The sequence below is a fragment of the Streptomyces sp. NPDC005774 genome, assembly GCF_042871645.1.
Classification (GTDB): domain Bacteria; phylum Actinomycetota; class Actinomycetes; order Streptomycetales; family Streptomycetaceae; genus Streptomyces; species Streptomyces pratens.
The window spans coordinates 380,973-400,611 of record NZ_JBIAIV010000001.1 but is presented as its reverse complement, the minus strand read 5'-3'; the positions used below and the strand labels follow the sequence as shown (position 1 = coordinate 400,611).

Genomic DNA, 19,639 nt, shown 5'->3' with positions numbered 1-19,639 from the left:
CGAGAGGATCTAAGCGCTCGCGAGCGTCAGCTTCGCCGCGAAGCCCAGGAACAGGGCGCCGGCTGCCGAGGTGGCGCCCGCCGACAGGACACGGCGACGGCGGAAGGCGGCGGCGAGCTTGGTGCCGCCGAATATCAGCGCGCTGAGGTAGAGCACGCTGGCGATCTGCGCGAAGACGCCGAGGACGACGAAGGAGAGCGCCGGATAGGCGTAGGCCGGGTCGACGAACTGCACGAAGAAGGAGATGAAGAACAGGATCGCCTTGGGGTTGAGCAGGCTGATGACCAGCGCCCTGCGGTACGGCCGCTCCATCGGGGCCGCGTCGGCCGCGGCCGCCCCCGGGGCGTTCTCAAGGGCGCTCTGCTCGCGCCGGGTCCGCCACATGCCCCAGGCGGCGCGCAGCATGCCGATCGCGAGCCACGTCAGATAGCCGGCTCCCGCGTACTTCACGATGCCGAACAGCACGGCGTTCCCCTGGAGCAGCGAGGCGACGCCCGCCGCGGACAGCGTCATCAGCACGGCGTCCCCGCACCAGACTCCGGCTGCCGCCCTGTATCCGACCCGCACCCCGCGCCGGGCGGCTACGGACAGGACGTACAGGGAGTTGGGGCCGGGCAGCAGCACGATGAGGATCAGGCCGGCCAGGTAGGTGGGGAGGTCGATGACGCCGAACATGGGGGGAGTGTCGCACGGGGGTACGACACTCGGGTCCCGCTGTTCGCAGTATGGTCAGTCGTCACCGTCGAGGAGCGTGTCGACGGACAGGTCGAGGGTGATCCCGACGGACTCCGGGACGGGGACGGACCGGCCCCGCTCGAAGTGCTGAGGGTCGGGGTACTTGCCATCCTTCGGGTCGGTATAGAGCAGGACCTCGTCGTGGTGGCGGTCCGCGATGAGGTAGGCCGGGATGCCCGCCCTGGCGTAGGTCCCGACCTTGATGGCCGTGTCGTTGGACCAGTTGGTGGAGGTCACCTCCAGCACCAGGCGGAAGACGTGCGGCGCGTAGCAGTTCTTCTCCACGAGCGCGTCCCTGTAGTCGTCATCGACCACGGAGAAGTCGGGGACCGCGTAGTCGTCGGGTCCCGTCGGCAGCCACAACCCGATGCCACCGATGTATCTGAGGCCCTCCCGCCTGGCTCCGATCCGCGAGAACTCCTCGACGAGCCAGGTCAGCGACTCTTGGTGTGGACCGTCCGGCGGCGGTGTCACGACGATGCTCCCGTTGAGAATCTCTACCCGGTGGCCGGGCAGCTCCTCCCAGAGATGGTCAGCAGCATCGGCAAGCGACGACTCGTACAGCATCACAGCCACGGCACCCTCCTTACGGGAACACCCTCCACGAGCGTAACCGGGGATGTGCGGTTTTCACCCTCGATCACCCGTTTGAGGTAATGACCCAGCTCAGAAGGCGTCCGAGGGCACGTAAGTCCCCCACACATCCCGCAGCGCGTTGCACACCTCGCCCACCGTGGCCCGTGCGCGCAGGGCGTCCTTCATCGGGTACAGGACGTTGTCCTCACCCTCCGCCGCCTTCTTCAGGGCGGCCAGGGCGGTGTCCACCGCCTGCTGGTCGCGCTCCGCGCGGAGCCTCGCGAGGCGTTCGGCCTGCTGGGCCTCGATCGCCGGGTCGACGCGCAGCGGCTCGTAGGGCTCCTCGGCGTCGAGCTGGTAGCGGTTGACGCCGACCACGACCCGCTCGCCGGAGTCGGTCTCCTGGGCGATGCGGTAGGCGGAGTGCTCGATCTCGCTCTTCTGGAAGCCGTGCTCGATGGCGTCGACCGCGCCGCCGAGGTCCTCGACCCGCTTCATCAGCTCCAGCGCGGCGGCCTCCACCTCGTCGGTCATCCTCTCGATGACGTAGGAGCCCGCGAACGGGTCGACGGTCGCCGTCACGTCCGTCTCGTAGGCGAGGACCTGCTGGGTGCGCAGGGCCAGGCGGGCGCTCTTGTCGGTGGGCAGCGCGATGGCCTCGTCGAAGGAGTTGGTGTGCAGCGACTGCGTGCCGCCGAGGACCGCGGCCAGGCCCTGCACGGCGACGCGGACCAGGTTGACCTCGGGCTGCTGGGCGGTCAGCTGGACACCGGCCGTCTGCGTGTGGAAGCGCAGCATCAGCGACTTGGGGTTCTTCGCCCCGAACTCCTCCTTCATGACCCGGGCCCAGATCCGGCGGGCCGCGCGGAACTTGGCGACCTCCTCCAGGATCGTCGTCCGGGAGACGAAGAAGAACGACAGACGGGGTGCGAAGTCGTCGACGTCCATGCCGGCCGCGACCGCGGTACGGACGTACTCGATGCCGTCGGCCAGGGTGAACGCGATCTCCTGCGCCGGGGAGGCCCCCGCCTCGGCCATGTGGTAGCCGGAGATCGAGATCGTGTTCCACTTCGGGATCTCGGCCCGGCAGTACTTGAAGATGTCCGCGATCAGCCGCAGGGAGGGCTTGGGCGGGAAGATGTAGGTGCCTCGGGCGATGTACTCCTTGAGCACGTCGTTCTGGATCGTGCCGGTGAGCTTGTCGGCCGGGACGCCCTGCTCCTCGGCGACGAGTTGGTACAGGAGCAGCAGGAGGGAGGCGGGCGCGTTGATCGTCATCGACGTGGAGACCTTGTCCAGCGGGATCCCGCCGAACAGCACTCGCATGTCGTCGATCGAGTCGATGGCGACGCCCACCTTGCCGACCTCGCCCGAGGCGATCGGGGCGTCGGAGTCGTGGCCCATCTGGGTGGGCAGGTCGAAGGCGACCGACAGGCCCATCGTGCCGTTGGCGATCAGCTGCTTGTACCGGGCGTTGGACTCGGTCGCCGTGCCGAAACCGGCGTACTGACGCATCGTCCACGGCCGGCCGGTGTACATCGTCGGGTACACGCCCCGGGTGAACGGGAACGTCCCCGGTTCGCCCAGCTGCTCGGCCGGGTCCCAGCCCTCGAGGGACTCCGGCCCGTAGACCGGTTCGATGGGCAGTCCGCTCTCGGTGGACCGGGCACTGCCCGACTCGCGTGCCATGGTGTGTTGCCTCCCACCGAGCGGCACTGTCGGCCTGCTCGCCCGTTTACCGTCAGTTGCTCACCGGTCGGACCGCCTACCCGCCGGTAAGGACCCGTTCTTCCGACGGACTGTAGTCGCGGGGCACCCCCGAGTGCAGGGACGCGCGCTGGGACCTTCCTCACAGGGCCACCGGGACCCCGCTCACAGCGCTCGCCTCCGCCGCCGTCCGCCTGCCACTCACCACCATGCCCCCTGGTTCGGGAGCGGTCACGTCGGGGAGCATCTCGGGGGACGGCCCGCAGGGGCCGGTGAGGCGAGGGGGCTCGCATGCGTACTACGGGCACGGGGACCGAAGTGGCAAGGACCGGGCTCATGGGGGCGACGGCGCGGACCCGGTCGCGGTTCGGCACAGGTACGGGCAGGGGTACGGCCACGAGGGCCGTAGCCGTGGGAGTGGCGCTGGCCGCGCTGGCCGGGGGTGCGGTGGGCTGCACCGTGCAGCCCGTCGACGCGGACGGCGACGGGCGGTCTCCGGTACGCATCGAGCTGCCGAGCCGGACGCCGTCGGCGTACCGGCCGTCCTCCGATACGGGTTCCGATTCCGGATCCGATTCCGGCAGTGGTTCCGGGTCCGGGGCCGGTTCGGGGGCCGGGTCCGAGGCCGGCGACGGCGGGAGGGGCGAGGGCTCTGACGCCGATGACCGCCCGGAGAGCGTGCCGGCACGGGTGCTCTGGTCCCCCGGTGACTCGGGCCGTGACATCCGTGAGCTCCAGGCCCGACTGCGGCAGATCGCCTGGCTGTTCGACGGCCCCACCGGGACGTACGACGGTCCCACGCGGGAGGCCGTCGAGGGATTCCAGAGCAAGCGCGGGCTGCCGCGGACCGGACGGACCGACACCGTCACCTGGCAGCGGCTGCTCGGCATGACGCGCGAGCCGGGCCGGTGGGAGCTGTACCTGATGGGCGGCCAGCCGGCCGCCGCCCCCGACGCACGCTGCCGGACGGGCCGGGTGCTGTGCATCAGCAAGTCCAGCCGCACCCTGCGCTGGATGGTCGACGGACGGACCCTGACGACGCTGCCCGTCCGCTTCGGCTCCGACCCCACGCCGACGCGCGACGGCGTCTTCGAGGTCTACTGGAAGTCCCGCGACCACGTGTCCACGCTCTACGACTCGCCGATGCCCTACGCCATGTTCTTCAGCGGCGGCCAGGCCGTGCACTTCTCGGCCGACTTCGCCGCGCGGGGCTACGCCGGTTCCTCGCACGGCTGCGTCAATGTGCGGGACGAGGCGGCCATCGCCCGGCTGTACGAGCAGGTGCGCAACGGCGACAAGGTCGTCGTCCACCGGTGAGCGCCGCGGGCGTCCGGCGGTATCGGACGGAGGGGTGAGAAGGGCGCGGGCGGGACCGGGGGAACGTGTCCCGCCCGCGCCGAGTGCAGGAGCCACAGGTACGGGGGGAACCCGGCTCCGTGCGAAAGCCGATGACCAGTCGGCTCACTCAGTACTGCGCCCCGGTGGCCGAAAACGTCACACCCGGCGTCGCGCAAACGCCGAACGTCCGTAAGGTCGCAGGTCAGCCGGATGCGTCGGCACCCTTGCCCTTCTTACCTCCGTTGCCCTTGCCACCGTTGCCCTTGCCACCGTTGCCCTTGTTGCCGTTGGCGTTCCCGTTCCCGGCGTTGCCCTTTTTCCCGTTGCCCTTGTTGCCGTTCCCGTTCGCCGCGCCTTCGCTGCCGCCGTTGCCGTTCCCGTTGCCGTTCCCGTTGCCGTTCCCGTTCCCGTTGGTGCTCCGGCCGTTGCCGGTGTCGTTGCCACCGTCCCTCTTGACCGTGGAGCCGGAGTCGGGTCCGGAGCCCGTGCCCGTGTCGGCTCCGGAGCCGTTGGACGCCAGGACGTTCTCGCAGTACGGCCCGACATGGTCGGAGCCGCCCGCCGCGCCCTCCAGCAGGCGTCTGCGGTTGCCCGGGAGCTTGCGGCCGTCGCGTAAGGCGCGGCAGGCCGAGACGATCTGCTTCCCGCGGCCGTTGCCGGCCGCGAGGTCGCCGGTCTTCGCGCCGGGCTCCGCCGCGCCGCCGTCCTCGTCCTCGTCGGCGCCGGCACCCGGCCCGTCCTGCTGCCCGGGGTCGCCGTCGGTGTCCCCGGACGGCTTGCCCGGCTCGCCCCCGGCGCTGGGACCGCCCGACGCGTCCTTCTCCGACGGGTGCGGCGGCAGGGGCCGTTCGGGTGGGCCGGTGGCGGTGGCGGTGGTCGTGGCGGCGGGGCCGGAGACTCCGGACGGTGTCGACAGCACTCCGGTACCGGCCAGGACCGCGGCACCGCCGACCATGCCCACGGTCAGCGCGGCAGCCAGTCCGAAGCGCACGGGACGCGGCCGGCGGAGTGCCCGCTCGGCTCCGGGCCGGTCCGCGGACGGGTCTCCGATCCTGACCAGTCCGACGTCAGTGCACTGGGCGGACCCGGCCTCGGCGGCCTGTCCCGCCTGTCCCGCCTGTCCCGCCCGTCCCGCCCGTTCCTCGCGGACCTCGCGGAAAGCGGCCAGCGCGGCGGCCTCACCGGGGAGTTCCCCGCCGGCCGGCGGGGGTGGGGCGGACAGCGCGCCGAGTGTCCTCGAGAGCCGTTCGGTCTGATCGCGGTGGGCCGGGTCGACAGCTTCGGGTGACTCTCCGCTCAGCAGTCGCTCCGCCGTTTCGCGGTTCAGCCACCTGTACTGATCGTCGGCCATCACATGTCCTTCTGCGTCCGCGCTCGCATATGCGTCACACTCGCGGACGTCACCGCAGGGCGGCGTGGTTCTCTCTGGGGCGGGAGGGCGGCGAGCGCCCCTGCCGATTCCGGATGTGCTTCCGGATCGCCGTCGAGTATCTCAGCCAGCCGTCTCAGGCCCCGGTGCGCGGCCGTGCGTACGGCACCCGGCCGCTTGCCCAGCGTCTCGGCGGCGGTCCTCGCGTCGAGGCCCACGACCACCCGCAGGACAACGGCCTCCGCCTGGTCCTGCGGCAGCCGCGAGATGAGAGCGAAGGCGCCGTCGGTGGCCATCGCCTCGATGGCCTGGTCTGCGGTGTCGGACTCGGCGGGCCGCCCGGTCAGTTCGGTCTCGTCGCCGCCGATCGCGGGGCGGCGCCCGCGCATGCGGATGTGGTCGAGGGCGCGGTTGCGGGCGATCCGGGCGGCCCAGCCGCGGAACCGGTCCGCGTCACCGCTGAAGCGTTGCAGGTCCCGGGCTATCTGCAGCCACGCCTCGGACGTCACGTCCTCGGCGTCGAGTTCGCCGACCAGCGTGCGTACGTACCCCAGCAGCCGCGGGTGCACAGCCCGGTACACCGTCCGGAACGCGTTCTCGTCCCCGTCCTGCGCCGCCCCGACCGCAGCCGTCAGCTCCGCGTCGTCCCCCAGCACCGCGCACCCTCTTTGCGCCTAAGCCGGCGCCGCTCTCGCGGACCGGGTTCTCGCCGTCGTGGTTCCTCAACTGATGGTTGCGGTCTCTGGCCGCGGGCGGATCGTGGTCATGTGTCCGTCGCGGCCTGGCGCGAAAGGCACGTTACGACCTCAAACTCTCCCCGTCCATGTCCGTCCATGATCCCGTGCATGATTCAAAGAACCTGTGACCATGTGGTGTGACAGAAAACGCACTCGTGGCGCTGTAGGAATCACGGGCCGCCGCGCGGCCCGTGCCGCGCGACGGCCGGGGCCTCTCCTGTGGGGGGTGGCGGCCCTGGCCGTTGCCTTGGCAGGCGTGGGCTACGGCTTCTTCTCGCCGCCCGGCCGGTCGGACGCGCCATGACGACCGCCCGCACCGTTTCCCGAACCACCAATACCGTTGCCGGAGTTGCCTGCGTCGCCGGGCCGGTTCCCCGGCGCGTCGGTGCCACCGGGCTCCGCCCCGCCCGCCGCCGACCGCGACTGCCCGGCGCAGTGCGCCTCGACGTGCGCCGCGCCGCCCGCCTCCTCGACGAGCCGCTTGCGGACGGCCGGTTCGAGCGCCTTGCCGCGCCCCTCGGCCTTCTCGTACGCGCGGCAGTGGGCCTCGGTGTCCTTGCCCCGGAGCACGCGCCCCGGGGCGGTGGGGCCGGAGTCCGTGTCCGGGGCGGTGGGGGGCCCGCCGACCGACGGGTGCTCGGACGGGTGCTCGGACGGGTGCTCGGACGGGTGCTCGGACGGGTGCTCGGACGGGGCGGAGGTGACGGCAGGGGCCGGCAGGCGGACCCCGCCCTCCCAGGAACCGTCCGTCGCCGTCCCGGTCCCGCCCATCCCCGCGACGGCGACCCCTCCCATGCTGAGGCCGGCGACCAGGACGGAGAGGGTGACCCTCACCGAGAAACGGCCGAGGCGCGGTTCCCGGGGGCGCCAGTCGTCGCGGCGCCGGGCGCGGGTGGTGCGATGCGTGCCCGCGCCCTGCGCCTCCCGCGCCTCCCGGAACGCGGCCACGGCCCGCTGTTCGGACCCGGCGTCGACACCGTCCCTGATCAGGGCTTCGGCGAGCAGGGCCGCGAGACCGGCTGCGGCGGGGCCGACGACGTCACGGGCGGGATCCCGGACTGAGGCGGGTACGGGGGCGGAGGCAGACGCGGAGGCAGAGGCAGAGGCAGGTGCGGAGGCGAGACCGGGGCCAAGGCCGGGACGGCCCTGCCGGTCCGCGCGGCGGCCCCCCGACGCGGCCTCGGGGTGCCCATGCCGACGTCCGGGCGTCCCGCCGTCGTTCCTCCGTTCACCCATGTCCGTATCCGTCCCCGCTCGAGCCGTTCGATCCGTTCGGTCCACCCGGTCCGTTCGCCCGGCCGGGCGACATCCTCCGACCGACGCATACGTTCCGCACGCCCGGCCTGTTCAGACCGTCGAACCGGCCGTACGTCACGGGGCGGCCCCGCCTGCCGTCACGCGCCGTCCCGGTCACCGGTCACTTCGACTCACCCAGCGTCCGGGAGGTCTCATCCGTCACACTTTCGCCGCCCAGCTGCCTGGCCAGGCGTTTCAGCCCCCGGTACGCGGCCATCCGCACGGCGCCCGGCCGCTTGCCGAGCACGCGGGCGGCGGCGGGGCCGTCGAGGCCGACGACCACCCGCAGCAGTACGGCCTCGGCCTGGTCCCGGGGCAGCCCGGCGACCAGGTCCAGGGCGCGCTCGGTGGAGAGGGCCTCCAGTGCCTGGTCGTGCGTGCTCTGCGGGCCGGGAAGGTCCAGTACGTCCTGTTCCAGCGCCGAGGGCCGTGGCCGCGCCCGTTGCCGGCGCAGGTGGTCCAGTGCCCGGTGCCGGGCGATGGTCGCCGTCCAGCCCCGGAACCCCGCTCCGTCGCCCTTGAACCGGCCGAGGTCGCGGGCTATCTCCAGCCAGGCGTCCGAGGTCACGTCCTCCGCGTCGTCGCCGACCAGTCCGCGTACGTAGCCGAGAAGTCGGGGCTGCACGAGCCGGTAGGCCATGGCGAAGGCGGCCTCGTCGCCGTCCTGGGCCCGCGCGACGGCCGCGCCCAGTTCCCCGTCGTGCGCCTGTGCGCGGCGGGGGTGCCCTCCCTTGCCCAAGAACTGTCCTCGTCCGTACCGGTCCGTGCCGCGGCCGTCCGGCGCGCCATGTCGGGTCGCGCCCACGGCCCCAAGGTCATCAGCGTCCAGCGCCACGAAAATGTCACAGCCCGTCAGCTGCTCCGTGGGTGCCGTCCGACCGGGCCCGGGCGCCGCCCGTCAACTCAGTGGTCCCCGCCCGACGCGTCCCGGCACAGCAGGCGCAGGGACCCCTCGGCCGTGTAGCAGCGGCGGGCCTCCTCCACCGGGTCCCAGAGGCGGCCGTCGGGAGTACGGACCCAGTGCTCGCCGCCCGAGGCCCACCACTCGCCACCGGTCCGACGCACGATCACCTCGCCGGCGTAGGCGCCGAACCCGCGCAGCACCGTCTCCACGGCGGCGTACGGGGCCGCCTCCCGGCGTATGTCCTCGATGGCGCGGTCGACGCTCCACAGACTGCGCGCCGAGTAGTCCAGGCGCAGCCGCGCCCCTTCGCGCATCGCCGTCACGGTGTCCGCCGCCCACCGCACGGGCTTGGTCACGGCCGGGGGCCGGGGCTCCTGCCGGGTCGTCACAGTCATCGCGGTCTCAGTCGTCGCAGTTGTCACAGGCGTCACAGTCGTCACACCCGATAGAGCGCTCCGACCCGCGGTTTCGTCACCCGGATGTGCACGGTCGCGGGCAACCGGCGCAGAACCGCCCCTACTCCACCGCACCGCGGTCACAGGAGCGGCCGTTCCGGCGGGCGTCCGGCCCGGCGGGCGACAGGACGATCGGCATCGGGGTGACGGATCGGGTCCCGGCCGCGCTCATGTCTTCGATGAGTACGTACTTCCACTTCCGCGCCGTGCCGCCCCCGGCCCTGCGCAACAGTCCCGTCTGGCTGCTGCGGCTGTTCGAGGACGACTGGGACACCGTGCGCGAACGCATCGGCCGGCACCGCGAGGAGGTCCTCGACAAGGGCTACCTCGACCACGAGTTCCTCTACGCGGGCGCGCTCCCGCCGCACACGCCGGACGGACCGCCCGCGCACGTCGTGCTCGGTGGCCGGCCGGTCTTCGCGCCCGGTCCCGACCGGCCGCCGTTCCTGTTACTCACCGCGGCGCAGGCCGGCCGGGTCGCCGGCTTCCTGAGGGCCGCCGACTTCGACGCGCTGTGGCGGCGGGCCCGCGACCGGATCGTCCCGTGCCACGGCGACCCGGACATGGAGGGGCAGATACGCGGCATCTTCGCGGCGGCCCACCGCGACCTGACCGCGTTCTACACGCGCACGGCACAGCAGCGCGAGGCGGTGGTGAAGTGGCTGCTCCCTTGAAACCGACGGCAGCCGCACCGCCCCGGCCCTTCGTCCCCGCCCGGCCCTCGTCCCCGCCCGGTCCCTCGTCCCGCCCCGGTCAGCCGTCCCTGCGGTTCCGGCGGGAGAGGGCCGCGACCAGGACGCGCCGGCCCTCCGTCGAGACCTCCAGCGCGCGCCGCAGCCCGGCCGGGCCATGACCGGCCAGGATCTCCAGGACGGTGATCTGGCGACGCAGTTCGGCGGTGCAGAGCGGGGACAGGGGCAGGCCTTCCATACGGCCCTCCCGGGCCGCCTCGACCGCGTCCGTCACGTCCTCGGCGGGATCGCCGCCGTCCAGGATGCGGTGGACCCGCAGCGCGGTGACCGAGCAGGCGTGGGCCCACCCGCGCAGTGCGTCGGCGGAGCGCTCCGCCGGGGCGGTGGTGAGCATCCGGTGCGCGAGCGCCGCCGCCTCGGCGCCGCGCGTGCGGCCCGCGCCGTGCGCGCCGTGCAGCGCGTCGAGCTTGCCGCGGATCTGCTCCAGCCGCTCGGCCCACTCCTCGGCGGCGGCGTCCTCGGCGAGGCTCTCCCACAGGGGGCGCAGCGTCTCGTCGTCACCGCCCAGCAACGGCACGCAGCGGTCCAAACAAGCCACCCCACTCGCGGCCAGCCCTCGCTCGTCGGCCTGCGCGATCAGTTCCACCAAGCTCATCCACGTCTCCTCAGCGGGTCTTCGCAGGCCTCTGAAGAGGCCCTTGACGGACCTCACCGGTACGGAGGCCGCACTTTCCCTTACTGCGTGCGACGGGCCTGGAATGTCACAGGGGGACGACACCGAGCCGGTCGAGCAGTCTGAAGAACAGGTTTTCGGCCAGGGGATCGGGGTCGGGTTCGGCGGTCAGTACCTCGAGCAGTTCCTCCGCGGACACCATGTGTCCGGCCTCGGCGGCCCACTCGACGGCCCGGTCGGCGGCGTCCCCGGGCTCCAGGAAGTAGTCCTCCAGCGTGAGCCCGTCCTGCACCACGCCCTCCCCGCCCTCCCCGCCCCCGCCGGCGTCCGCCCCGCCGGTGCCGTCCGCCGTCGGGGCGCCGAGGTAGCCGGCCATCGCGGACCGCGCCAGGCAGGTCGTCCAGGCGCCGCTCCGAGGTGCCGCCGCCTCCACCACCACGCAGTCGCTGTCCATCACGTAGCCGAACAGCGCGGGTGCGCCGGTCTCCCCGGCGAGGTCGTTCATGTTCCCTATGCCGCCGTCGCCGCTCGGGTACTCCCAGACCTGCCATCCGCCCGGGGCCGACGTGCGCAGGGTCATCCCCCGGGCGCCGGCCAGCGCGTCCCGTTCGGCAAGCGGCCGCTCGTCACGGCCCACGACGAAATACCCCCAGTAGCCCATGTGCCGGCATCCCCCCGGTGTATCGGTTTCGGCTCGTCAGAAGACCACCACAGCCGTACGGAGGTTCGCAGGAATACGCCGTGATCCACCCCGCGAAACCCGAGCCCCAGCAGTTCCCTGCCCCTCCGGAACCTTCGGGAACCCACCGAAAGCCACCGGAACCGCCGCACCCGGTCCGGCTCAGTCCACCTCGTCCGCCAGGCTCCGGAACTCCGACCAGGACAGCGCCGGTTCGGCCGGGTCCCAGAGCTTCTGCACGGTCGCCCGCAGCGGCATCCTGATCCCGGCCGCGACCTGGTCCTCACTCTGCGAACCGGACAGGTCGCACCAGATGGCGAAGGACCCGCCGAGGATCTGACCGTCGTATTGGGAGGGCACGGCGGTGGTGCCGCGCAGCACGCGCGGCGTCCACTGCTCGTAGATCCGCTCCCCTGTCGGGTAGACGAAGTCGTTCGGCTCACCCAGCACGTAGTAGAGGAACTCGTCGTTGTAGTTGAGGACCTCGCGGCCCTCGCTCAGATAGTCCGCCGGCTGCCGGGCGCCGATCTCCTTGCCGGTCCAGTAGGCGACCTGGATGTCCTTCGCGGCCCGCACCGAACCGCCCTCGAAGAAGCCGTCGTTCCAGGCACGGAGCGTGCGGCCGTGGGCGCGGACGGTGTCGGCGCGGTCGTTGAGCCAGCTCGTGGCCAGGTCCTCGACGGTGGCTCCGGAGCCGTGCTCCTTCCGCGCGGCGGCGGCGAGTCCCGGGAACGAGGCCTCGGGGTCGGACACCACCAGCGCCTGGTACTCGTCGGCGCCGAGGTTCCACTGCGCGCCGGGGAACAGCTCCGCGTACTCGTTCAGCAGGTCGTCGACGATCTCGGCGGATTCGGGATCGGAGATGTCGATCGCCCCGCGCACGGCCCCGCCGCCCGCGTTGCGCAGCTGGAGGCCGGGGTGGGCGTCGATGACGGCGCCGAGGTGTCCGGGCGAGTCGATCTCGGGCACGACGGTGATGTGCCGGCTCGCGGCGAGGTCGACGATCCGCTTGACCTGCGCCTTGGTCAGATGCTGGTCGGCCACGATCTCCGGGTGCGAGTCGGACTCGATGCGGAAGCTCTGGTCGTCGGAGAAGTGCAGACCCAGTTCGTTGAACTTCAGGTCACCGAGTTCACGGACCCGGTCCTCGATCCAGCCGGCGGTGAAGTGCTTGCGCGCGATGTCCAGCATCATCCCGCGCCGCTGCTTGGCGGGCTCGTCGCGCACGACTCCCTCGGGGGCGGTCTCGGCGCCGCGGATCTGCTGCTTGAGGGTGCGGGTGCCGTAGAAGACGCCCGCCTCGGCGGGGGCGCTGACGGTCACCCGCCCGCCCCGCACGGTCATCGTGTACGACTCGGGGTTCGCGCCCTTGCCCTTGTTCAGTTCCAGGCGCAGGTCCCCGGCGCGCTCGTCGTCCTTCTTCCCCGCGTACGTCAGGCCCAGCTCGCCGGCTATGAGGCGGCCCTCGTCCGCCAGGGCCGGATCGCCGACGACCACCCGGTGACCGCGCTCGGGCCGCCAGCCGGGGCCACGCTCGGCACTGTGGTCGCGGACGGCGGGGATGGTCCGGGGCGCCCGGGACAAGGGGTAGGAACGGGTGGGGCTCGGCTCGGGCTCCCCGGACGGCGGCGAATCCGCCGTGTCCCCGGAGCGGGAGGCGGCGGAACCGGCCGGACCGCCGTCGTCGTCCGACGTCGCCCAGAGGCCGACGCCCACGCCGGACGCCGCGACCACCACGCCCGCCGCGAGGGCCACGACCAGCATCCGCCGCTGTCTCACCTGGTGCGCGGACGGCCGACGCCTGTGCTGCCTGTGCTGACTCACACACCCAACCTACGGCCCATCCGGGTGGCGGACGTCGACGAGCTGTTCCGAAACTCTCCCGTCCGGGTGAATCTCGACTATCGATCGGACATGTCATGGACTCACTCGATAACGTGTCGGCACAACTCTCACACCATCTGCCACTCGCCCCCCACCCCTTCCCCCACAGACACACATGTGACGCCCCGAGGACCCACGCTGCCTGCGTACCGTCTCCCACACCTCTCCGACCGGGTCGCCGTGCCCGAACAGCCACGCGGCACCCCCGGAGCACCCGGCATGCCCGGAGCACCTGGGGCATCCGGGGCGCCCGACACGCCCGGCGCCCCGTCCGGACTGGACCACTTCAACGCCGCGACCACCGAGGACGCCGAGCGCGCCCTGCTGGCCTGCCTGCACAGCCCCCGCTGGGCCGTGCGCGTCGCGGCCCACCGTCCGTACCCGGACCTGGAAGCCCTCCTGGCGGCGGCGGACGAGGCGGCCTACGACCTGCCCCGCGCGGACCGCGCCGACGCGCTGGCCTCGGAAGCCCTCCCCGGTCTCCCGGCGGACGCCTACTCCGCCGCCCACACGGCCCTGAACGCGGCCAACGTGGCCTACGAGAGCCGTTTCGGACATCCGTTCGTCATTTGCGTCGATGGTCTGAAGCCGGATGAGGTCCTGGACCACGTACTCGAAGGCATCCGGTCACGATTGGCCAACGATCCCGAGGAGGAGCGCCTGGTGGCGGCGGAGGAACTCCGGCGCCTGGCCCGGGGCCGCCTGGCCACTCTCCTCGCGAAGGACGGATCACCCGCGGCCCGCTGACGGCCCGCGTCATCTGCCCGAAGGCGGCACCAAACCCGCACCAAGTCGCATCAAGTCACCTGAAAACCACCTCGAGGGCGCCTCGGAACCCGTCCCGGCCGCCCGTCCCGCGGCCCGCCCCTCTAGCCCGTAAGCGTGCCAGTTCGATCACAGCGGCAGGGCCCCTGTCCACCCCGCGGCCATACGTGGCTACGATGCTGGGGGCCGGTGGACCGTACCCGGCCGGGCCCGACCGACATGGAGAAAGCCGGCGCGGCCCCAACCCCCGCTCCCGGAGGAAAATTCCGTGCCGGCTGGAACGCTGTACCGCGGCCGGGAAGGAATGTGGTCCTGGGTGGCTCATCGAGTCACCGGCGTCCTCATCTTCTTCTTCCTGTTCGTCCACGTGCTGGACACCGCCCTCGTGCGAGTGTCCCCGGAGGCCTACGACACCGTCGTGGCCACGTACAAGACGCCGATCGTCGCGCTGCTGGAGTACGGCCTCGTCGCCGCCATCCTCTTCCACGCGCTCAACGGCCTGCGTGTCATCGCCGTCGACTTCTGGCTCCAGGGCGCCCGGTACCAGAAGCAGATGCTCTGGACCGTCGTCGCCGTGTGGGTCGTGCTGATGATCGGGGCGCTCTACCCCGTGCTCGGCCACGCCGCTCGTGAACTGTTCGGGAGCTGACGCCAATGTCCACGACTGAATCCACCGCTTCGGGCATCGGCCCCGTCGAGGGCGCGTCGCTCTACTCGGTCGACAACCCGGCTCCGGTCATCGAGCCCCCGCGCAAGCGGACCAAGAAGACCCCGAAGACCACCCGGGGCAACTTCGAGATGGCCGCCTGGCTGTTCATGCGCCTGTCCGGCGTCGTCCTGGTCGTCCTGGTCATCGGGCACCTGCTGATCCAGCTCGTGCTGGACGGCGGCGTCTCCAAGATCGGCTTCGCCTTCGTGGCGGGCCGCTGGGCCTCGCCGTTCTGGCAGGTCTGGGACCTGCTGATGCTCTGGCTCGCGATGCTGCACGGCGCGAACGGCCTGCGCACGGTCATCAACGACTACGCGGAGCGCGCGAACACCCGGCTGTGGCTCAAGGGCCTGCTCTACACCGCCACGGTGTTCACCATCCTGCTGGGCACGCTGGTGATCTTCACCTTCGACCCGAACATCCGCTAGGCACGGGGCTGCGAGAATCATGAAGATCCATAAGTACGACACCGTCATCGTCGGCGCCGGTGGCGCGGGCATGCGCGCGGCCATCGAGTCGACGAAGCGCAGCCGCACCGCCGTCCTGACCAAGCTCTACCCCACCCGCTCCCACACGGGCGCCGCGCAGGGCGGCATGGCCGCCGCGCTGGCCAACGTGGAGGAGGACAACTGGGAGTGGCACACCTTCGACACGGTCAAGGGCGGTGACTACCTGGTCGACCAGGACGCCGCCGAGATCCTGGCGAAGGAGGCCATCGACTCCGTTCTCGACCTGGAGAAGATGGGCCTGCCGTTCAACCGCACCCCGGACGGCACCATCGACCAGCGCCGCTTCGGCGGCCACAGCCGCAACCACGGCGAGGCCCCGGTCCGCCGCTCCTGCTACGCGGCCGACCGCACCGGTCACATGATCCTCCAGACGCTGTACCAGAACTGCGTCAAGGAGGGCGTGGAGTTCTTCAACGAGTTCTACGTCCTGGACCAGCTGATCGTCGAGGTCGACGGCGTCAGGAAGTCGGCCGGTGTGGTGGCGTACGAGCTGGCCACCGGCGAGATCCACATCTTCCAGGCGAAGTCCGTGATCTACGCCTCCGGCGGCAACGGCAAGTTCTTCAGGGTGACGTCCAACGCGCACACCCTGACCGGCGACGGCCAGGCGGCCGTGTACCGGCGCGGGCTGCCGCTGGAGGACATGGAGTTCTTCCAGTTCCACCCGACCGGCATCTGGCGCATGGGCATCCTGCTGACGGAGGGCGCCCGCGGTGAGGGCGGCATCCTGCGCAACAAGGACGGCGAGCGCTTCATGGAGAAGTACGCGCCGGTCATGAAGGACCTCGCCTCCCGCGACGTCGTGTCCCGGTCCATCTACACGGAGATCCGTGAGGGGCGCGGCTGCGGTCCCGAGGGCGACCACGTCTTCCTGGACCTCACCCACCTCCCGCCGGAGCAGCTGGACGCCAAGCTGCCCGACATCACGGAGTTCGCGCGGACCTACCTGGGCATCGAGCCGTACACGGACCCGATCCCGATCCAGCCGACCGCGCACTACGCCATGGGCGGCATCCCGACGAACGTCCGGGGCGAGGTGCTGGCGGACAACACCACCGTCGTCCCCGGCCTGTACGCGGCCGGCGAGGTCGCCTGCGTGTCGGTGCACGGCGCCAACCGGCTGGGCACCAACTCGCTGCTGGACATCAACGTGTTCGGCAAGCGGGCCGGCATCGCGGCCGCCGAGTACGCGCACACCGCCGACTACCTCGAGCTGCCGGACGACCCCGAGTCCTTCGTCGTCGGGCAGATCGAGCGGCTGCGGTCCTCCACCGGCACCGAGCGGGTGGCCGAGATCCGCCGCGAGCTGCAGGACACCATGGACGCCAACGTCATGGTGTTCCGCACCGAGCAGACGATCAAGACTGCGGTCGAGAAGATCGCGGAGCTGCGCGAGCGCTACCTGAACGTCTCCATCCAGGACAAGGGCAAGCGGTTCAACACCGACCTGCTGGAGGCGATCGAGCTGGGCAACCTGCTCGATCTGGCCGAGGTCATGGCCACGTCCGCGCTCGCCCGCAAGGAGTCCCGCGGCGGTCACTACCGCGAGGACTACCCGAACCGGGACGACGTCAACTTCATGCGCCACACCATGGCGTACCGCGAGGTGGGCGACGACGGCTCCGAGTCGATCCGGCTCGACTACAAGCCGGTCGTCCAGACCCGCTACCAGCCGATGGAGCGTAAGTACTGATGGCTACCCCTGTTATGGACAAGGCGGACGCGGCCGGATCGCCCGAGCCCGGCTTCGGCGACTCCCCGTACATCACCGCGACCTTCCGGATCCGCCGGTTCAACCCGGAGGTCTCCGACGAGGTGGTCTGGGAAGACTTCCAGCTGGAGATCGACCCCAAGGAGCGCGTCCTCGACGCGCTGCACAAGATCAAGTGGGATCAGGACGGCACGCTGACCTTCCGCCGTTCCTGCGCCCATGGCATCTGCGGCTCCGACGCCATGCGGATCAACGGCAAGAACCGCCTGGCGTGCAAGACGCTGATCAAGGACCTCAACCCCGAGAAGCCGATCACGGTCGAGGCCATAAAGGGCCTGACGGTCCTCAAGGACCTGATCGTGGACATGGAGCCGTTCTTCCAGGCGTACCGGGACGTGATGCCCTTCCTGATCACGAAGGAGACCAACGAGCCGACGCGCGAGCGACTGCAGTCCGCCGAGGACCGCGAGCGCTTCGACGACACGACGAAGTGCATCCTGTGCGCCGCCTGCACGTCCTCGTGCCCGGTGTTCTGGAACGACGGCCAGTACTTCGGTCCGGCCGCCATCGTCAACGCGCACCGGTTCATCTTCGACTCGCGCGACGAGGCCGGCGAGCAGCGCCTGGAGATCCTCAACGACCGTGACGGCGTGTGGCGTTGCCGTACGACCTTCAACTGCACGGACGCGTGCCCGCGCGGCATCGAGGTCACCAAGGCGATCGCGGAGGTGAAGCGGGCGCTCATCACGCGCCGCTTCTGACCCCCTCCCCCGTACACGGCTGAGGCCCCGATCCGGTGGATCGGGGCCTCAGCCGTGTACGGCCGCCGTGTCCGGCCGACCGCCGCGCTCGGCCGCCGAAGCGGCCGGTGTCGCGTCAGCCGCGCAGGACGCGGCCCTGCTTGTCGGTACGGTCGTTGCTCACGAGGAACATGACGCCGTCGATCAGCGACCAGAGGCCGAGGCCACCGCAGGTGAGCAGCTGGGCCACACCGATGCCGACGGAACCGACGTAGAAGCGACCGATACCCAGGGTCCCCAGGAAGATCTGGAGAAGACCGGCGACGATCTTCGACTTGTCGGAGTAGGGACGGCCCTGCGGGTCGTGGCCGTAGGGGGCCTGGGGGCCGGCGGGGACGGTCATGGCGCTGCTCCTGGGGAGAAGAGTGTGACGCGCCGGGCAGGTTGCCCGGACGGCTCAGGAGGGACCACCGGAAACCCGCGTACGGATCCCGCGCAACTACTGCGCTGTAACTCACGGTTCGCAAACCGTCCCCCCTGCGCCAGAGGAGCGTAAGGGCCGATGATCGAACATGGAAGCGAAAAGTCGAATGTTTTCGTTCCGTGATCAACTAGGCGCGGTTTTTGCGCATTTCAGATGATATTGCGAGCCACCGTCCAGGCCATCGCCGCCGCGAGGATCGCCGCCTGGGCCCGGGGCGCGATCCGGGGCGCCCAGGCGCGGCCGCGTAGCCCTTCCAGCGTCCAGCGCCCCCACAGTGCCAGCGCGAACGGCGCGGCGAGCAGCAGGGCCCTGTTGTCCAGCCAGGCGGCGGCGAACTGGCCGTGCATCAGGTCGTACACCATGCGCGTGCCCCCGCAGGCCGGGCACAGCAGTCCGGTGACGGACCGCAGCGGGCACTGGGGCAGGAGGTGACCCGGCTCGTGCGGGTCGGTGCCCCACAGGTAGGCGGCACCCGCCACGCCCGCGGCCAGCACCGCGACGGGGGCCACCGCGGGATGCCACCGCGGCTGCCCCCGGGGCGGGGCGGGCGAGGCCGCGTCAGCCACGCAGGATCCGCCCCTGGGCGTCCGTGCGATCGTTGCTGACCAGATACATGACGCCGTCGATCAGCGACCAGAAGCCGAGCCCGCCGCAGGTGAGCAGTTGGGCGATGCCGATGCCGACCGAACCGGTGTAGAAGCGGCCGATCCCGAACGAACCGAGGAAGAGCTGGAGAATACCGGCGACGATCTTCGACTTGTCGGAAAGGGGACGCCCGTAGGGGTCGTACCCGTAGGGCGCGCCGGGGTCGGGAGCGCCGGGGAAGAACCCGGGGGGCGGGGGCTGCTGGAAGCCGGGCGGAGGCGGGTAGCCACCGGGCGGCGGGGGATAACCACCGGGCGACGGCTGGGATCCGGGCTGCGGATAGCCGTAGGGGCCGGACGGGCCGGCTCCGCCGGAGTTCGGGGGGCCGAAACCGGACGGATTGGACGGCTGCTGCGGCTGCTCGCTCACAGTGGGTCTCTCCTGAAAGATACGGATAACTGTCGGTCATCTTGCAGGACTCGAGCGGCAATGAGAAGCCGGGGCCCGAGCAGGGACTTTCCGGCATGGTCCGCCGGACAGGCTCCGAGGCCGCCCGCCCGGACGAGTGACCCTCCACCTCCCCGCCACCACCTGAGCCCGCTTTGCCCTGGTACCGCCTGATGTGACGTCATGTCAGACGATGAGTCCTACGAACTGCTCGGGTTCGACCATGTGCTGCTGCCCGTCGGAGACCTCGACGAAGCCGTCGGATTCTACGGCCGGGCCGGGTTCCCGGTCGGCTTCCGGCTGGACGAGGCCGGGATCGTTCTGCTGAAGGTGGGCGGCGAGACACCCGGGGTGCTGCTGCGGCACGAGGAGGGTCTGGGCTGCCGACCGCCGGCCCGGCTCTCCGCCCGGCTGTGGCTGGAGGTGCCGGACGCCCGCGTCGCCGCCGAGGTGCTGGAGAGCGCCGGGATCGGTCTGCGCGACGGGTCGTTCTCGGGCGCCACCGGCTGGACCGTCGAGTTCTCCGACCCCTGGGGGAACGTGGTGGGCCTGACCGACTACACCAAGCGCCCGGAACTGGGCCGACGGCCGTAGGCCCGGTCGGTGCGGGCGCCACGCCCCTCGCCGGCGCGGACCGCGAGGCC

22 protein-coding genes are annotated in these 19,639 nt (G+C 71.4%); 8 read left to right on the top strand and 14 right to left on the bottom strand.

Annotated elements, in window-relative coordinates; translation table 11 throughout:
• Positions 1–9: 9 nt before the first annotated feature.
• The 3 genes from leuE to ACFYQA_RS01840 form a co-directional block, all read right to left on the bottom strand.
• A complete protein-coding gene (gene leuE, locus ACFYQA_RS01850) occupies positions 10–675 on the bottom strand; it encodes a leucine efflux protein LeuE (protein ID WP_388910081.1) in 666 nt (221 codons plus the stop codon).
• Between the two features lie 54 nt (positions 676–729).
• Positions 730–1,302, bottom strand: a complete 573-nt coding sequence (locus tag ACFYQA_RS01845; protein ID WP_388910308.1) for a Uma2 family endonuclease — start codon at positions 1,300–1,302, stop codon at positions 730–732.
• Positions 1,303–1,401: 99 nt separating this feature from the next.
• Positions 1,402–3,000 carry a methylmalonyl-CoA mutase gene (locus tag ACFYQA_RS01840; RefSeq protein ID WP_388910078.1) on the bottom strand — a complete coding sequence of 533 codons (1,599 nt, stop codon included), beginning with the start codon at positions 2,998–3,000 and terminating at the stop codon, positions 1,402–1,404.
• 477 nt (positions 3,001–3,477) lie between these two features.
• Between ACFYQA_RS01840 and ACFYQA_RS01835 the strand changes: the two genes are divergently transcribed.
• Positions 3,478–4,335, top strand: coding sequence for a L,D-transpeptidase family protein (locus tag ACFYQA_RS01835; protein WP_388910305.1), 858 nt, complete (start codon positions 3,478–3,480; stop codon positions 4,333–4,335).
• A gap of 223 nt (positions 4,336–4,558) precedes the next feature.
• Here the strand turns inward: ACFYQA_RS01835 and ACFYQA_RS01830 are convergent, their stop codons facing one another.
• From ACFYQA_RS01830 to ACFYQA_RS01810, 5 genes are all read right to left on the bottom strand, one after another.
• The gene (locus ACFYQA_RS01830) at positions 4,559–5,707 is read right to left on the bottom strand and encodes a hypothetical protein (RefSeq protein ID WP_388910075.1); all 1,149 of its coding nucleotides are present in this window, start codon (positions 5,705–5,707) and stop codon (positions 4,559–4,561) included.
• Positions 5,707–6,381 carry an RNA polymerase sigma factor gene (locus tag ACFYQA_RS01825; RefSeq protein ID WP_388910073.1) on the bottom strand — a complete coding sequence of 225 codons (675 nt, stop codon included), beginning with the start codon at positions 6,379–6,381 and terminating at the stop codon, positions 5,707–5,709. The genes ACFYQA_RS01830 and ACFYQA_RS01825 overlap by 1 nt, the downstream gene beginning before the upstream one ends.
• A gap of 342 nt (positions 6,382–6,723) precedes the next feature.
• Positions 6,724–7,698: a hypothetical protein gene (locus tag ACFYQA_RS01820; RefSeq protein WP_388910070.1), complete on the bottom strand. Its 975-nt coding sequence runs from the start codon at positions 7,696–7,698 to the stop codon at positions 6,724–6,726.
• 181 nt (positions 7,699–7,879) lie between these two features.
• Positions 7,880–8,497 (bottom strand): RNA polymerase sigma factor, encoded by a 618-nt coding sequence (locus ACFYQA_RS01815; RefSeq protein ID WP_388910067.1) that lies wholly within the window; start codon positions 8,495–8,497, stop codon positions 7,880–7,882.
• Positions 8,498–8,661: 164 nt separating this feature from the next.
• The gene (locus tag ACFYQA_RS01810) at positions 8,662–9,057 is read right to left on the bottom strand and encodes a hypothetical protein (RefSeq protein ID WP_388910064.1); all 396 of its coding nucleotides are present in this window, start codon (positions 9,055–9,057) and stop codon (positions 8,662–8,664) included.
• 239 nt (positions 9,058–9,296) lie between these two features.
• Between ACFYQA_RS01810 and ACFYQA_RS01805 the strand changes: the two genes are divergently transcribed.
• Entirely contained in the window at positions 9,297–9,791 is a 495-nt protein-coding gene (locus tag ACFYQA_RS01805) for a DUF1877 family protein (protein WP_388910061.1), read from the top strand.
• A 79-nt stretch (positions 9,792–9,870) separates the two neighbouring features.
• Here ACFYQA_RS01805 and ACFYQA_RS01800 read toward each other — a convergent pair whose 3' ends face one another.
• The 3 genes from ACFYQA_RS01800 to ACFYQA_RS01790 form a co-directional block, all read right to left on the bottom strand.
• Positions 9,871–10,464 carry a hypothetical protein gene (locus ACFYQA_RS01800; protein WP_388910058.1) on the bottom strand — a complete coding sequence of 198 codons (594 nt, stop codon included), beginning with the start codon at positions 10,462–10,464 and terminating at the stop codon, positions 9,871–9,873.
• 106 nt (positions 10,465–10,570) lie between these two features.
• The gene (locus ACFYQA_RS01795; protein WP_388910055.1) at positions 10,571–11,143 is read right to left on the bottom strand and encodes a hypothetical protein; all 573 of its coding nucleotides are present in this window, start codon (positions 11,141–11,143) and stop codon (positions 10,571–10,573) included.
• A gap of 180 nt (positions 11,144–11,323) precedes the next feature.
• The gene (locus ACFYQA_RS01790) at positions 11,324–12,925 is read right to left on the bottom strand and encodes a glycoside hydrolase family 20 protein (protein WP_388910302.1); all 1,602 of its coding nucleotides are present in this window, start codon (positions 12,923–12,925) and stop codon (positions 11,324–11,326) included.
• A gap of 339 nt (positions 12,926–13,264) precedes the next feature.
• Between ACFYQA_RS01790 and ACFYQA_RS01785 the strand changes: the two genes are divergently transcribed.
• From ACFYQA_RS01785 to ACFYQA_RS01765, 5 genes are all read left to right on the top strand, one after another.
• A complete protein-coding gene (locus tag ACFYQA_RS01785; RefSeq protein ID WP_388910052.1) occupies positions 13,265–13,792 on the top strand; it encodes a 2-oxo-4-hydroxy-4-carboxy-5-ureidoimidazoline decarboxylase in 528 nt (175 codons plus the stop codon).
• A gap of 286 nt (positions 13,793–14,078) precedes the next feature.
• The gene (gene sdhC, locus ACFYQA_RS01780) at positions 14,079–14,459 is read left to right on the top strand and encodes a succinate dehydrogenase, cytochrome b556 subunit (protein WP_074994201.1); all 381 of its coding nucleotides are present in this window, start codon (positions 14,079–14,081) and stop codon (positions 14,457–14,459) included.
• A 5-nt stretch (positions 14,460–14,464) separates the two neighbouring features.
• On the top strand, positions 14,465–14,947 hold the full coding sequence (locus ACFYQA_RS01775) for a succinate dehydrogenase hydrophobic membrane anchor subunit (RefSeq protein WP_042165370.1): 483 nt from the start codon (positions 14,465–14,467) through the stop codon (positions 14,945–14,947).
• Positions 14,948–14,966: 19 nt separating this feature from the next.
• The gene (gene sdhA / locus ACFYQA_RS01770; protein WP_388910048.1) at positions 14,967–16,721 is read left to right on the top strand and encodes a succinate dehydrogenase flavoprotein subunit; all 1,755 of its coding nucleotides are present in this window, start codon (positions 14,967–14,969) and stop codon (positions 16,719–16,721) included.
• Positions 16,721–17,500, top strand: coding sequence for a succinate dehydrogenase iron-sulfur subunit (locus tag ACFYQA_RS01765; RefSeq protein WP_332430216.1), 780 nt, complete (start codon positions 16,721–16,723; stop codon positions 17,498–17,500). Before sdhA ends, ACFYQA_RS01765 begins: the two co-directional genes overlap by 1 nt.
• A 115-nt stretch (positions 17,501–17,615) precedes the next feature.
• Here ACFYQA_RS01765 and ACFYQA_RS01760 read toward each other — a convergent pair whose 3' ends face one another.
• The 3 genes from ACFYQA_RS01760 to ACFYQA_RS01750 all read right to left on the bottom strand — a co-directional run bounded on the left by ACFYQA_RS01760 (position 17,616) and on the right by ACFYQA_RS01750 (position 18,977).
• Positions 17,616–17,882 carry a TM2 domain-containing protein gene (locus tag ACFYQA_RS01760; protein ID WP_388910045.1) on the bottom strand — a complete coding sequence of 89 codons (267 nt, stop codon included), beginning with the start codon at positions 17,880–17,882 and terminating at the stop codon, positions 17,616–17,618.
• Between the two features lie 230 nt (positions 17,883–18,112).
• Complete coding sequence (locus tag ACFYQA_RS01755) at positions 18,113–18,529, bottom strand: DUF2752 domain-containing protein (RefSeq protein WP_388910042.1); 417 nt, start codon at positions 18,527–18,529, stop codon at positions 18,113–18,115.
• The gene (locus ACFYQA_RS01750) at positions 18,522–18,977 is read right to left on the bottom strand and encodes a TM2 domain-containing protein (protein WP_388910039.1); all 456 of its coding nucleotides are present in this window, start codon (positions 18,975–18,977) and stop codon (positions 18,522–18,524) included. Before ACFYQA_RS01750 ends, ACFYQA_RS01755 begins: the two co-directional genes overlap by 8 nt.
• A gap of 201 nt (positions 18,978–19,178) precedes the next feature.
• Between ACFYQA_RS01750 and ACFYQA_RS01745 the strand changes: the two genes are divergently transcribed.
• Positions 19,179–19,589: a VOC family protein gene (locus ACFYQA_RS01745; protein WP_388910036.1), complete on the top strand. Its 411-nt coding sequence runs from the start codon at positions 19,179–19,181 to the stop codon at positions 19,587–19,589.
• The last annotated feature ends 50 nt before the right edge of the window (positions 19,590–19,639 follow it).